Annotated in this window: 11 protein-coding genes; 5 read left to right on the top strand and 6 right to left on the bottom strand. The window is 59.4% G+C overall.

Annotated features, from left to right (window positions below):
* Nucleotides 1-140 precede the first annotated feature (140 nt).
* Nucleotides 141-980, top strand: a complete 840-nt coding sequence (gene galU / locus CKW11_RS02415; protein ID WP_007912230.1) for a UTP--glucose-1-phosphate uridylyltransferase GalU — start codon at nt 141-143, stop codon at nt 978-980.
* Between the two features lie 342 nt (nt 981-1,322).
* On the opposite strand, the gene CKW11_RS02410 is transcribed toward galU, so the two are convergent.
* On the bottom strand, nt 1,323-3,071 hold the full coding sequence (locus CKW11_RS02410) for a phosphoethanolamine transferase CptA (protein WP_095136103.1): 1,749 nt from the start codon (nt 3,069-3,071) through the stop codon (nt 1,323-1,325).
* A gap of 199 nt (nt 3,072-3,270) precedes the next feature.
* On the bottom strand, nt 3,271-3,453 hold the full coding sequence (locus tag CKW11_RS02405) for a DUF6026 family protein (RefSeq protein ID WP_007964649.1): 183 nt from the start codon (nt 3,451-3,453) through the stop codon (nt 3,271-3,273).
* A gap of 250 nt (nt 3,454-3,703) precedes the next feature.
* Here CKW11_RS02405 and gnd point away from each other — a divergent pair, with 250 nt between their 5' ends.
* From gnd to CKW11_RS02390, 3 genes are read left to right on the top strand one after another with little or no spacing between them, the layout of a single operon-like run.
* Nucleotides 3,704-4,708 carry a phosphogluconate dehydrogenase (NAD(+)-dependent, decarboxylating) gene (gnd, locus tag CKW11_RS02400; RefSeq protein ID WP_305887134.1) on the top strand — a complete coding sequence of 335 codons (1,005 nt, stop codon included), beginning with the start codon at nt 3,704-3,706 and terminating at the stop codon, nt 4,706-4,708.
* Nucleotides 4,705-6,228: a glucose-6-phosphate dehydrogenase gene (gene zwf / locus CKW11_RS02395; protein WP_095136099.1), complete on the top strand. Its 1,524-nt coding sequence runs from the start codon at nt 4,705-4,707 to the stop codon at nt 6,226-6,228. The genes gnd and zwf overlap by 4 nt, the downstream gene beginning before the upstream one ends.
* Entirely contained in the window at nt 6,225-7,034 is an 810-nt protein-coding gene (locus CKW11_RS02390; RefSeq protein ID WP_095136097.1) for an HAD family hydrolase, read from the top strand. The genes zwf and CKW11_RS02390 overlap by 4 nt, the downstream gene beginning before the upstream one ends.
* Nucleotides 7,035-7,980: 946 nt before the next feature.
* Here the strand turns inward: CKW11_RS02390 and nhaB are convergent.
* The 3 genes from nhaB to CKW11_RS02375 form a co-directional block, all read right to left on the bottom strand.
* Nucleotides 7,981-9,477: a sodium/proton antiporter NhaB gene (gene nhaB, locus CKW11_RS02385; protein ID WP_095136095.1), complete on the bottom strand. Its 1,497-nt coding sequence runs from the start codon at nt 9,475-9,477 to the stop codon at nt 7,981-7,983.
* A gap of 67 nt (nt 9,478-9,544) precedes the next feature.
* Nucleotides 9,545-10,834, bottom strand: a complete 1,290-nt coding sequence (locus CKW11_RS02380; protein WP_095136093.1) for a hypothetical protein — start codon at nt 10,832-10,834, stop codon at nt 9,545-9,547.
* 278 nt (nt 10,835-11,112) lie between these two features.
* Nucleotides 11,113-11,379, bottom strand: coding sequence for a hypothetical protein (locus tag CKW11_RS02375; protein WP_095136091.1), 267 nt, complete (start codon nt 11,377-11,379; stop codon nt 11,113-11,115).
* A 345-nt stretch (nt 11,380-11,724) separates the two neighbouring features.
* On the opposite strand from CKW11_RS02375, the gene CKW11_RS02370 reads away from it, so the two are divergent.
* Nucleotides 11,725-13,050, top strand: a complete 1,326-nt coding sequence (locus CKW11_RS02370; RefSeq protein ID WP_095136089.1) for a sigma-54 dependent transcriptional regulator — start codon at nt 11,725-11,727, stop codon at nt 13,048-13,050.
* A gap of 86 nt (nt 13,051-13,136) precedes the next feature.
* Here CKW11_RS02370 and CKW11_RS02365 read toward each other — a convergent pair whose 3' ends face one another.
* The gene (locus CKW11_RS02365) at nt 13,137-14,444 is read right to left on the bottom strand and encodes a transporter (protein WP_095136087.1); all 1,308 of its coding nucleotides are present in this window, start codon (nt 14,442-14,444) and stop codon (nt 13,137-13,139) included.
* Between the last annotated feature and the right edge of the window lie 14 nt (nt 14,445-14,458).

The following is a 14,458-nucleotide window of genomic DNA, read 5'->3' as shown; positions in this document are numbered from 1 at the left end:
GGTGGAAGTCGCCAATGGAACTATCAGCGAGAATATTTCTCTATGTTGACATCGGTTAGCCAGTGCGGGGCATTGTAAGGTGCACGCCGCCTGATTAGACTGCGCCGAAACTCGTACACACAGCCCTTTCAAGGACTTATATGATCAAGAAATGCTTGTTCCCAGCAGCCGGTTACGGTACTCGCTTCCTGCCAGCGACTAAAGCCATGCCCAAAGAAATGCTGCCGGTGGTAAACAAGCCACTGATCCAGTACGGCGTTGAAGAAGCTCTGGACGCTGGCTTGACTGAAATCTCGATCGTGACCGGTCGTGGCAAGCGCGCGCTGGAAGACCACTTCGACATCAGCTATGAGCTGGAAAACCAGATCAAGGGCACCGACAAGGAAAAATACCTGGTCGGCATCCGCAAGCTGCTGGACGAGTGCTCGTTCTCCTACACCCGTCAGACCGAAATGAAAGGTCTGGGCCACGCGATCCTCACCGGTCGCCCGCTGATCGGTGACGAACCGTTCGCCGTGGTACTGGCGGACGACCTGTGCGTCAACCTCGAAGGCGACGGCGTACTGACCCAGATGGTCAAGCTGTACAAGCAGTTCCGCTGCTCGATTATCGCGATTCAGGAAGTCGACCCACAGGAAACCAGCAAGTACGGCGTGATCGCCGGCGAGATGATCCGCGACGACATCTACCGCGTACACAGCATGGTCGAGAAGCCAAAGCCGGAAGACGCGCCGTCGAACCTGGCGATCATCGGTCGTTACATCCTGACCCCGGACATCTTCGACCTGATCGAGCAGACCGAGCCAGGCAAGGGCGGTGAAATCCAGATCACCGACGCCCTGATGAAGCAGGCCCAGAACGGCTGCGTCATGGCCTATAAGTTCAAAGGCAAGCGTTTTGACTGCGGTGGCGCTGAAGGCTACATCGAAGCCACCAACTTCTGCTTCGAGAACTTCTACAAGACCGGCAAGGCTTACTGATAGCACCGGATCTGCGTCGCGAAGGGTGTGAAAGCACCTGCGCGAACGCACCCACAAACGCCCCGACTTGTTCGGGGCGTTTGTTTTTGTGCTGGGAAAAACCTTGAGTCGAGCGCCGCGATTCACTGACGCGCTCTGAGCGCGCTCGCTGCTTTTTCAAGCGCGAGGGTGCGTTCGAACATGCTGGCTGCCCCGATTCTCTTCAGCCGGCACAGCAGAGCCTCGCACAAGCGGGCAACCTGTCCGCCCGCAACAAAAAAAGCTCCGTATCTTGCGATACGGAGCTTTTTATTGGTGCGTTACGCCGATGGCGATCTGTCGCAACCGGCGCCTTCCATGCGGTTACTGCAGCACGACATTCGTTGCGGCATTGTCGACTTTCTTCGGCTTCATCAGGCTGAAGTCGATCAAAGCCCGCTGCTCGCGTTCGTACGGATTACCGATCATCAGCGGACGCGGTTTGAAGCTGTCGCTGACCAGACTCTTGCTGCGGTCCAGTTCGTCGAAGCTCAAACCCGCCATGTCCGCCCAGGTGTGGATCAGGTGCGAGCTGCTGTACGGCCGGCCCAGATCAGCGGCGAAGTCCCAGTCGTGGTTCTCGCGCCATTTCGGCGAAGCCCAGGCCATGAATGGAATGGTGTACATCGGCGCGGTCGGTTTGTTCTCGTTACGGCCCAGGGTGTTGTGGCCGGCGGAGTCGAACACGTCTTCACCGTGGTCGGAGAGGTACAGCAGGAAACCGTTCGGATCTGACTTGGCGTAGTCCTTGATCAGGCTCGACACCACGAAATCGTTGTACAGCACGGCGTTGTCGTAGCTGTTGTAAGTCGGCACCTGATCGTCGCGCACACCGGCCGGCACGCCGTTACGGTCCTGGAACTTGTCGAAGGTCGGCGGATAGCGGTACTGGTAGCTCATGTGAGTACCGAGCAGGTGCACGACGATCAGCTTGCGCTGCGCAGGGTCGGTCAGCGCCTTGTTGAACGGCTCGATCACGTCACCGTCGTACTGCGCGGCGTTCTGGTTGCGGTTGTTGTTCAGGTACACCTGCTCGTCGGCCTGTTCGGAGAAGGTCGTGAGCATGGTGTTGCGCTTGGTCATGGTCTGTTGGTTGGTGATCCAGAACGTCTTGTAACCGGCCTGTTTCATCATGCTGACCAACGACGGCGTGGACAGGTACAGGTCCGGATTTTCTTCGTCGGCGAAGGTCAGCACCTGCTGCAGCGCTTCAATGGTGTACGGGCGCGGGGTGATGACGTTGTCGAACACCGCGAGCTGATCCTTGAGCTTGTCCAGTTCCGGCGTGGTTTTGCGTCCGTAGCCATACAGGCTCATGCGCTGACGGTTGGTCGACTCGCCGATCACCAGCACCAGAGTCGAAGGTTTATCGGCGTCGGCCACCTTGAGGTTATGCAGCGGCGGCACCTTGCTCGCGCTGTGCAGCATGTCCTGCATACCGGCCAAGGTATCGAGGTAACGGTGGTAGGCCACGGCCATCTGCCAAGGCACGGCGGGTTCGATGCGGTCTTCGAACTTTTCGAAACCGCCGGCGAAACTGCCGGTACGCTGGGTCTGCTTGATCAGCGGATAGCCGACCACGGCGATCAGGATCGCGATCGCTGCGGCGAATGCGCGGCCACGGGGCATGTACACCGGGCGCAGGCGCGTCCACAGGAAGTAGGCGAACGCGGTGTGCGCGAGAAACGCCGGGACCATCCACCAGGCAAAGTACTGGGTCATGTACTCGCCGGCTTCAGAGATGTTCGACTCGAACATGATGAAGATGACGCTTTGCGAGAATTCCTGCTGATAGATGAAGAAATAACCCAGGCTGGCCATCGAGCAGGCCCAGAGGACGACACCGATCAGCGCGGCCAGCAGTTTGGTGCGTTTGGGAAACGCCAGCATCGGGGCGAGCCACAGCGCACTCATCACGAAGGCCTGACGGAACCCGCTGAAACCGGAGGTGCCGGTCAGCTGGATCAGCAGTTGGGTGATACCCGAGAAATACCAGAAGAAAGCGAATAGCCAGAGAACCCCGGCCCAGTCGAAACCTGTCGCAGTCGTTTTGCTGCGTTTGAACAATGCCATTCAGCACTCCAGCTCATCGTCACTAACCACCGTCGGAGTGCTACATCAAACCGACGAACGGAGGCCGCGCGCAAACGCACGGCCAGAATGCGCCGGAGTATCACCAAGGCAGTGTGAAAACTTCGTTAGTTGCCGATCAGGGGCAGGGGAGCATCATGTCGGGAACGACAGGCGCCGTTCCCGAAGCTGGCGGGGCAGGTCAGGCGTGCGGATGGCGCTGGACCACCGGCAGAGGTTTGGGCTGAGCGCCCTGGGTCAGCGAGCGCAGCTGCGCCAGCTCCTGCTTCAACTGATCGCGCTCGTCTTTCAACTGACGCAATTCATCGCGACGGATCGTGACGTACAGGGTTTGTGGCGGCATTGCTGTGTGTACTGTGCCCATTGCTCACCTCGCAAATGGCGTGTCTCAACTGCAAATCGTCCCCGCGTCGGGGCTACTGACTTGCTATCGGCGCCAATTTTGATTTCTTTTGCCCGTGAATGGAACTTTTTTATTTTTCATGGTCGGTGTGTCTTCGGCAGGATTCGGGGCGTTATCAGTCTGGATCGGGCACAATGCCCGGAAACTTCATCGCAACGCTCTGGACTAACCTCCATCAGTCGCGTTGGGCTATAACCAATGACACACATTTATTTGTAGTAAGGAGCATCAGCACATGCAACTCGGGATTATTGGACTGGGCCGCATGGGCGGCAATATTGCGCGACGTCTGATGCTCAACGGTCACACCACCGTTGTTTACGACCGCAATACCGCCTTTGTCGACACCCTGGCCGCCGAGGGCGCCACGGGCGTTGCCGACCTTCCAGCCCTGGTGGCAGGCCTGGCCAAGCCACGTGCCGTATGGGTCATGCTGCCGGCCGGCGCGCCGACCGAAGACACCATCAACACCCTGAGCGACTTGCTGGAAGCCGGTGACACCATCATCGACGGCGGCAACACCAACTATAAGGATGACATCCGCCGCGCCAAAACCCTGGCCGAGAAGGGCCTGCACTACATCGACGTCGGTACCTCGGGCGGCGTCTGGGGCCTGGAACGCGGCTATTGCATGATGATCGGCGGCGACGCCGAGACCGTGAACCGTCTGGACCCGCTGTTCGCCGCTCTGGCGCCGGGCATGGGTGACATTCCGCGCACCAAGGATCGCAAGTCCGAGGATCACCGCGCCGAGCACGGCTACATTCACGCCGGTCCTGCCGGTGCCGGGCACTTCGTGAAGATGATTCACAACGGCATCGAGTACGGCATGATGGCGGCGTTTGCCGAGGGCTTCGACATCCTCAAGACCAAGTCCAGCGAGCGCTTGCCGGAAGATCAGCGTTTCGACCTCAACGTAGCCGACATCGCTGAAGTGTGGCGGCGTGGCAGCGTGGTGTCGTCCTGGCTGCTCGACCTGACCGCCGACGCGCTGGCCAGCGATCCGAAACTCGACGGCTTCTCCGGCTCTGTTGCCGACAGCGGCGAAGGTCAATGGACCATCGAAGCGGCCATGGAGCAGGCGGTGCCGGTTCCGGTGCTGTCGAACTCGCTGTTCTCGCGCTACCGCTCGCGCGGTCAGGGCACTTTTGGCGACAAGATTCTTTCGGCCCAGCGCTTCGGCTTCGGCGGCCACGTGGAGACACCGAAGAAATGACCCATACGATCCGCAGAAAATCCAAGGCAGAACCCGCACCACCGACCACGCTGTTTTTGTTCGGTGCCCACGGCGACCTGGTCAAGCGCTTGCTGATGCCGGCGCTGTACAACCTCAGTCGCGACGGCTTGCTGGACGAAAATCTGCGGATCGTCGGCGTTGATCACAACGCCATTACCGATGAAGCCTTCGCGCAAAAACTCGAAGACTTCATCCGTACCGAAGTGGCGGCGAAGGTCGGCAAGGGCGATCAGATGCTTGATCCGGCCTTGTGGGCCAAGCTCGCCAAAGGTATCAGCTACGTCCAGGGCGACTTCCTGGACGACAGCACTTATTCCGCGCTGGCGGCGAAAATCGCCGACAGCGGCACCGGCAATGCGGTGTTCTACCTGGCCACCGCGCCGCGTTTCTTCAGTGAAGTGGTGCGCCGACTCGGCTCGGCCAAACTGCTGGAGGAAACCCCGGAAGCGTTCAGAAGGGTGGTGATCGAAAAGCCGTTCGGCTCCGATCTGCAAACCGCCGAAGCCTTGAACGCCTGTCTGCTCAAGGTCATGTCGGAGAAACAGATCTATCGGATCGATCATTACCTGGGCAAGGAAACCGTGCAGAACATTCTGGTCAGCCGGTTTTCCAACAGCCTGTTCGAGGCGTTCTGGAACAACCATTACATCGACCACGTGCAAATCACCGCCGCCGAAACCGTCGGCGTCGAAACCCGTGGCAGTTTTTACGAGCACACCGGTGCGCTGCGTGACATGGTGCCCAATCACCTGTTCCAGTTGCTGGCGATGGTCGCCATGGAACCGCCGGCCGCGTTTGGCGCTGACGCCGTGCGCGGCGAGAAGGCCAAAGTGGTCGGCGCGATCCGCCCATGGAGCGTTGAAGAGGCGCGAGCCAATTCGGTACGCGGTCAGTACAGCGCCGGCGAGGTCGATGGCAAAGCGTTGAATGGCTATCGCCAGGAGGCCAACGTATCGCCTGACAGCAACACTGAAACCTACGTCGCGCTGAAGGTGATGATCGACAACTGGCGCTGGGTCGGCGTGCCGTTCTACCTGCGCACCGGCAAGCGCATGAGCGTGCGCGACACCGAGATCGTCATCTGCTTCAAACCGGCGCCGTATGCGCAGTTCCGGGATACCGAAGTCGATGAGTTGCAGCCGACTTATCTGCGTATCCAGATCCAGCCCAACGAAGGCATGTGGTTCGACCTGCTGGCCAAGCGGCCGGGGCCGGCGCTGAACATGGCCAACATCGAGTTGGGATTTGCCTACAAGGACTTCTTCGAGATGCAGCCGTCGACCGGCTATGAAACGCTGATCTATGACTGCCTGACCGGCGACCAGACGCTGTTCCAGCGCGCCGACAACATCGAAAACGGCTGGCGCGCGGTGCAGCCGTTCCTCGATGCCTGGCAACAGGATGCGAGCGTGCAGACCTACGCCGCCGGGGAAGACGGCCCGCAAGCCGCTAATGATCTGCTGACTCGCGATGGTCGCGTCTGGCACGGTCTGGGATGAGTGAGTCGATCCGCTTTTTACTGAGTGACATGGACGGCACGCTGTTGCTGCCCGATCACAGCCTGAGCCAACGCACCATCGACGCCGTTCGTTCGCTGCGCGAGGCCGGCGTGTTGTTCAGTCTGGCGACCGGACGCCCGCCCAAAGCCATGTTGCAGCAGATCGAAGCCCTGGGCGTCGATCTGCCGACCGCCGCCTTCAATGGCGGCACCATCGTCAATCCGGATGGCAGTCTGTTGGTGGCGCATTACTTGCCTGTGCCGACCGCGCTGATTGCCCTGGCGTTGTTCGCTGACCAGCCGGATGTGGAGATCTGGGTGTTCAGTGGTGGCGACTGGTTGCTCAAGGACCCCCATGGGCCGATGGTGCCGCGCGAACAGCACGGTCTCGGTTATCCGCCGGTGGTGGTCGAGAGTTTCGAACCGTACCTGGAGCGCATCGACAAGATCGTCGCCACCAGTAACAACACCGATTTGCTGATCGAGCTTGAGGCGCGCCTGTTAGCCAAGGTCAGCGGCATGGCTCAGGTTTCGCGTTCGCAACCGGTGTATCTGGACGTGACAGCGCTGGAGGCCAACAAGGGCACCGCACTGGCGACGATTGCCGAGCACCTTGATATCCCGCTGGCGCAGACCGCAGCGATTGGCGATGGCGGCAACGACCCGGCGATGTTCCATTGCGCAGGACTGTCGATTGCCATGGGGCAGGCGGAAGAGGCGGTGAAGCGCCAAGCCGATGTGGTCACCGCGCCGAACACTGAAGACGGTGTGGCACAGGCGATCGAGAAGTACATCCTCGGTCGCTGATTCACCCGGAAACAAACTGTGGGAGCGGGCTTACTCGCGAATGCGGAGTGTCAGCCAACACATCAAGTGCCTGACACGACCTCTTCGCGAGCAAGCCCGCTCCCACAGTTTTAATCGCGTGTTCTCAGAGTCATTGGCTCACCGCCCTGGCAATGTGGGAGCGGGCTTGCTCGCGAATGCGGAGAGTCAGTCAACATATCAAGTGCCTGACACGGCCTCTTCGCGAGCAAGCCCGCTCCCACAGTTTTAATCGCGTGCTGTCAGAGTCATTGGCTCACCGCCCTGGCGATGTGGGAGCGGGCTTGCTCGCGAATTCGGTGTGTCAGTCAACACATCAAGTGCCTGACCCGGCCTCTTCGCGAGCAAGCCCGCTCCCACAGTTTTAATCGCGTGCTGTCAGAGTCATTGGCTCACCGCCCTGGCGATGTGGGAGCGGGCTTGCTCGCGAATTCGGTGTGTCAGTCAACACATCAAGTGCCTGACCCGGCCTCTTGGCGAGCAAGCCCGCTCCCACAGTTTTAATCGCGTGTTGTCAGAGTCATTGGCTCACCGCCCTGGCGATGTGGGAGCGGGCTTGCTCGCGAATGCGGTGTGTCAGCCAACACTTCAAGTGCCTGACCCGGCCTCTTCGCGAGCAAGCCCGCTCCCACAGTTTTAATCGCGTGTTCTCAGAGTCATTGGCTCACCGCCCTGGCAATGTGGGAGCGGGCTTGCTCGCGAATGCGGTGTGTCAGTCAACACATCAAGTGCCTGACACGGCCTCTCCGCGAGCAAGCCCGTTCCCACAGTTTTAATCGCGTGTTGTCAGAGTCATTGGCTCACCGCCCTGGCAATGTGGAGGCGGGCTTGCTCGCGAATGCGAAGTGTCAGCCAACACATCAAGTGCCTGACCCGGCCTCTTCGCGAGCAAGCTCGCTCCCACAGTTTTAATCGCGTGTTGTCAGAGTCAGTAACTCACCGCATACCAGCCCAGCAATCCCATCACCACGGTGTACGGCAGCGCCATCCATACCATCCGCCCGTACGACAGGCGCACCAGCGGCGCAATCGCCGAGGTCAGCAGGAACAGGAATGCCGCTTGACCATTGGGTGTCGCCACGCTCGGCAGGTTGGTGCCGGTGTTGATCGCAATCGCCAAAGTCTCGAAGTGTTCGCGGCTCATGTGCCCGGACAGGAAGGCCTGTTTCACTTCGGTGATGTAGATCGTGGCGACGAATACGTTATCGCTGATCGCCGAGAGCAGGCCGTTGGCGATGAACAGCATGCCCGGCTGTTGTTCCGCCGGCAGCGCCAGCACCCACTGGATGAGCGGGGCGAACAGTTGCTGATCGTGAATCACCGCGACCACGGCGAAGAACACCACCAGCAATGCGGTGAACGGCATGGCGTCCTTGAACGCGCTGCCCAGACGATGCTCGTCGGTGATGCCGGTAAACGCGGTGATCAGCACGATCACCATCAAACCGATCAGCCCGACCTCTGCAACGTGAAACGCCAGGCAGCCAATCAGAATCAACGCAGCAGCACCTTGCACCAGCAGGGCAGCACGCTGGCGCGGGGTGCGTTCGGCGTTGTCTTCGGCGGCGTAATTGGCCAGTACGGTACGCACGTTGTCCGGCAGCAGGGTGCCGTAGCCAAACCAGCGCAGTTTTTCCAGTAGCACGCAGGTCACCAGACCCGCCGCCAGTACCGGCAGCGAAACCGGCGCGACTTTCTGGAAGAACTCTGCGAAGTGCCAGCCCATTTCATGACCGATCAGCAGGTTCTGCGGCTCGCCCACCAGGGTGCAGACCCCGCCGAGTGCGGTGCCAACCGCGCCGTGCATCAGCAGGCTGCGCAGGAACGCGCGGAATTGCTCCAGATCTTCATGGTGCAAGGCTGGCAGATGACGGTCGTCGCTGAATTCGCTGTCCAGGCGCGGGTCATTGCCCGAGGCCACACGGTGGTAGACCGAATAGAAACCGACCGCCGCGCTGATGATCACCGCAGTGACGGTCAAGGCGTCGAGAAACGCCGACAGAAAAGCCGAAAGAAAGCAGAACATCAGCGCCAACACCGCCTTGGAGCGCACGCCCAGCAGCAACCGTGAGAACAGAAACAGCAGCAGATCCTTCATGAAGTAGATGCCGGCGACCATGAACATCAGCAGCAGGATCACTGGGAAGTTATGCACCAATTCGTCGTACAGCGCCTGCGGCGTGGTCATCTTCAGCAGCAGGGCCTCGATCAGCAACAAGCCACCGGGCATCAATGGATAGCACTTGAGGGCCATGGCCAGAGTGAAGATGAATTCGATCACCAGCAGCCAGCCGGCGGCGACCGGGCCGACAGTGAACAGCACCACCGCGTTGAGGATCAGGAACCCGACGATGCACGCCTTGTACCAGCGAGGCGAATGCCCGAGGAAGTTATGCACGAACGCCTGAACCAGTGAACCGGACATCGGTTGCTCCTTGTATTAAGAAGCGCGCAAGTTGCCGCATGTGTCTGGCAAGTTCAAGTCCGGGAAGTTATTGATTCAGATAACGCGCGACCATGGCGCGGTAGTTGCCGTCGAGCGAGTAGCCGCCGACAAGAATTTTCCGGTCTGCCTGGATCGCGAGAGAGTTGGCGGTGTCCAGGCTGCGGCCCAGGCGCGTGCGTAACCAGCCGTGGCCGTTGCCGAAGCTTCGGTCGAGATGGCCGTCAGCTTTGTAGCGTGCCACGATGAAGTCAGCCTCGACGCCGCCGATCGTCGCACCCACCGCCATGATCCGACCATCCGCCATGCGTTGCGCGGCGCTCCACTGGCAACCACTGGGGCCGATTTCCAGCAGATGCGGGTGGCCAGTGTCGTTGCGCCAGTCCGGGCGGCCGTTAGGGTGCAGGCTCAGCGCCAGGCAGCGGATCGGATCGCGACTGCTGCCAAAGCAGTGCAAATGTTCCTTCGACTCGATGACCTGGCTGACCATCGCGCTTTTGCCGTTGGCTTTGAAAGCCAGGAAGCCATCCACCGCGAAGCGTTCATCAAGACGCCCGTCAGGCAGATAGCGCGCCACCAGACCCTCTTGGGGAAAATCAATCGAGCCGGCGACGAGGATCCGCCCGTCCTCTTGCAATACGAGGCTGCTGAGCCAAGTGTTGAGCAGCAAATGTCGAATCATCACGAAACCGCGCCCATTGAAGCTTTCATCGAGCGTCCCGTCTGGTGTCAGGCGGATCAGCATTCCGGCATGGTCGGCGAGTTCGAAGTGGTGATTGGCGATCAGCAGAATACGCCCGTCATCCTGCACGGCGATGTCACAGGCTTCAGCCCCCGGTACGCCGGGTGGCAGCCAGCAATCGCGGGAGCCGACGGACAGGTCGCCGGGCAGGCGTACCACTTTGCAGCCATTTTTACCAAAGTCCGGGTCGGGGATTCCGTCAGCGCTGAACAGGGCCAGCGCAGGCAGGGTGCGATGGGTGTTTTGATAATGCAGCCCGGCCAGCAGGATTCGTCCGTCGGGCAACACCTGAACCTTGCCACCTGTGGCCTCAAAACCGCATTCGAACTCGCCAATCACGCTGCCTTGCTGGCCGAAAGCGAGGTCGGCCGAACCGTCTGCGAAGAGGCGTGCCAGACCAAACCGACTGCCTTGCGCAGTGCCGACTTTGGCGGCGACCAGCACGCGCCCCTGTCGATCCAGCGCAATACCCTGGGTCATGCTGGAGACACTGCCGGCGAAATACACTTGGGCAACGCCAGTGCTGGCAAATTGTTTGTCGAGTTGCCCGGAACTGTTGAGTAGTGCCGGGCGCGCGAAGGCGTTCTCGGGTGACATGCATGCCTCTCCTTGCAAGTTGACCAGGCCCGAATGGGCGGTAACTGCATGAGCGGAACATTCAATCCCTGAATACACGCAAGTTCAACTGACAGAACTAACAGGTGGAGGGTCGCACTGTGCCATAACAGTGTCTTTTTGAACCAAACGAAAGCCTGCCAAGCAGTGGCGCCTGACAGGTTGAAAAAAGTTGTACAGAGGTATTGAAGATAAACAGCAGCGGACAACTAACAAAGAACAGGGCGGATGACGTTAAAGTCATCCGCGTCAGCCTCTGATCAATGTGGCATCGACCACGATTGCAGTTGATGCCCCTCTTTGCTCAATTCGGCACGGGCCTGTTGCAACAGCAGTTCCAGTTGCGCCGGATCGGAATAGGCGCTGCTTGGAATCTGCTTGCGACCGATGTGCGAGTTGGTAAGGTCGATGACGGTCAGGTTCAGTTCGCCGTTGCCGTCTTGTGGGGCCCAGGCCACGCACTGGAAGGGTTTGAATGCGTGGTTGGCAATCAGAAGAGCTTCGTTGATACGGAGCGGGGCGGTCATGGGGTCGTCTCTCTGTCGTGCCCAATCAAATGATGTGCCGTCGGTTGGGCTTACCGTTCGGCTGGTTACTTGTACTGATGCACGCAACCCCGTGGCGGGTCACACACGACACAAAGAAATTTCAACTTTATTGCCTCTGCTCGACTTTTCGCCAGTTTTTGAAAGCTGGGCGAAAGATTCAAACTCGATAGCTAACTAATAACCTCGTTTCTTATAACTCGTTAGCTTGTACATCTATAAGCAATCGATACAAGGAGCTGTCAATTTCTTGCTAGTGTTACAGTCGGGTCTGCCAAATGACTGTTTTTACAATAATTTCCTTAAATTTGGCGCCAAGGAACAGTCATGATCGAAGCGCCTGCGTTACGACGTTTATTGGTGGTTGACCCGTGCGACGACTGTCACCGGTTATTACCTGGTTTGCGCGCGGTCGGGTGGGATGTCGACAGTTGTAGCCTGGAAAATGCCGCTGATCGGACATGCGATGTCGGGCTGTTGCGCCTGCAGCCCTTTCACCTCGAACGCCCCGAAGCGGTCAAGGAACTGATCAGCCGCAGCGGCACCGAGTGGATCGCGGTGTTGAACCAGGAAGTCCTGCGGTTGCAGAACGTCGGTGACTTCGTCTGCGAATGGTTTTTCGATTTCCACACCTTGCCGTTCGATGTCTCGCGGGTCCAGGTGACCCTTGGGCGTGCGTTCGGCATGGCGCGTTTGAGGGGGCAAGGGACGATTCATGTTGATCAGCCGGAGCATGAGTTGCTCGGCGACAGCAAGCCGATCCGCGAACTGCGCAAATTATTGAGTAAACTGGCGCCGACCGAGTCCCCGGTACTGATCCGCGGTGAAAGCGGAACCGGTAAAGAACTGGTCGCGCGCACGCTGCACCGCCAGTCCCAGCGCCACAACAAGCCGTTCGTGGCGATCAACTGCGGGGCGATTCCCGAACACTTGATTCAGTCCGAACTGTTCGGCCACGAAAAAGGCGCCTTTACCGGTGCGCATCAGCGCAAGGTCGGGCGCATCGAAGCGGCCAACGGTGGCACGTTGTTTCTCGATGAAATCGGCGATTTGCCGCTGGAATTGCAGGCCAATCTGCTGCGTTTCCTGCAGGAGAAACACATTGAGCGCGTCGGTGGCAGCCAGCCGATTCCGGTGGATGTGCGCGTCCTCGCGGCCACCCACGTCGACCTCGAAGCCGCCATCGAGAAAAAACGCTTTCGCGAAGACTTGTATTACCGTCTCAATGTGCTGCAAGTGGTGACTGCGCCATTACGCGAGCGCCACGGGGATCTGTCGATGCTGGCCAATCATTTCTCGCACTTCTACAGCCATGAGACCGGCCGCCGTCCACGCAGCTTCAGCGAGGATGCATTGATCGCCATGGGCAAACACGATTGGCCCGGTAATGTGCGTGAGCTGGCCAACCGCGTGCGACGGGGGTTGGTGCTGGCCGAGGGCCGGCAGATCGAGGCCCGTGACCTGGGGTTGATCAGCCAGCATTCGATCAACACGCCGATGGGCACGCTGGAAGACTACAAAACCCGGGCCGAACGCCAGGCCTTGTGCGATGTGTTGAACCGGCACAGCGACAACCTCAGTGTGGCGGCTAAAGTGCTGGGCGTGTCGCGGCCGACGTTTTATCGCCTGCTGCATAAACATCAGATTCGCTAGAAACCAAAGACCCAACGATTGCAGCCTGCGGCGACTCTTACAGAGATTAACTCTGTAGGAGCTGCCGCAGGCTGCGATCTTGTGCTTTAGAAGTAGTACGGGAATTTCAGGCTGAAGGAAAAGTCCGGAGCATCGTCGGTCATGCCGATCGACAGGTTGGGCACGATGGTCAGGTTATCCGTGGCGGCAATGGTCATGCCGACGTTGAAATAACCGGCGTTAGCGTCACTGGAAACCACCGACTCCCAATCGCCGCCGTCCTGTTTCAGCTTGCTCTTGCGTTGCACCAGGTCAGACACCGAAAACGACATACTCATCTTTTCGTTCAGAGCGAATGCAATACCGGCGCCGATCTGGAAGCTGTCGCCAATCTTCACCTTGCCCGGGGTTTTCTGGTTGACGGTCGAGCTGATGTCGTCGAACGACTCCTCCAGGTTGTGGGTGTAGGACAAGCTGCCGAACAGCACTGCCGGGTCGAACGTCTTGACCAACGAAATCCCCGGGGTGATCGACCAGACACCGTTACCGGTTGGCAGCGTGTCAGGTACGAACAGGTTGGAGTTGGCGTCGGTCTGACGCAGCTTGATCCCGAACGGGTCCTTGCCGGTAGGTGCCTTGACTCGCAGGGTGACCACGGCGTCCGGGGTGTTGACCGATTCGTCGAGGAACTTGTAGGCGATACCGAAGTTGACGTCGCCGATGGTTGGATCACGCGAAACATCCTGTTCCGTCGTGACGTTGGACGCACCTCCGTTGCCGCCACCGGACTGGTAGGTCGATTCGCGGTAAACCACCGGTACGTTGACGTCGAACTGCCAGCGGTTGTCGAAGTTGTAGCGGCCGGTCAGGTCCAGCGTCCAGGTGTCGGCCTTTATCCGGTCGAGGTTGATGTTGCCGAGAAAGATCGAGTCCAGCGCCAGGAAACCGTTGAGAATCAACTGCCGGGTGTCGTAACGCGAGTAGGTCACACCGGTTTCAAAGCTGAATTTACCGCCGCCGAAAAAGCCGCTGGCTTCGTCGTAGAGGTTGGACACACTCTGTGCCGGTTGCGAGTCGTCGGCCAGCGACTGGCCGTAAGAAGCACCACTGCCCCCGGCCGCGCCCCCCGACGCTGCTGCGGCACCAGTCCCGGTCGCGACTTTTGGATTGCCTTTCATGTCGGATGGCGATTTGGCCAGGCGTTTGGGTTGCGGGGCTGCCGGTTGGTCCTCGACCTGACGGACCCGTTGTTCGAGCACCGCCAGGGCCTTTTGTTGTACTTCGTATCGTTGTTTCAGCTCCAGAAGTTCCTGTTTCAGGGTCTCCACATCTGCGTCGGGAGCTGCTTGCAGCATCGCCGCGGGTAGAAGGGTACTCAAACATACAGCGGCGCGCAGTGATACTGATCGATACATGAATAAGCCGTCCC

This window comes from Pseudomonas sp. Irchel s3a10 (genome assembly GCF_900187525.1).
Taxonomy (GTDB): domain Bacteria; phylum Pseudomonadota; class Gammaproteobacteria; order Pseudomonadales; family Pseudomonadaceae; genus Aquipseudomonas; species Aquipseudomonas koreensis_G.
The sequence above is the reverse complement of the archived record's forward strand: the minus strand, read 5'-3'. Positions and strand labels throughout refer to the sequence as shown.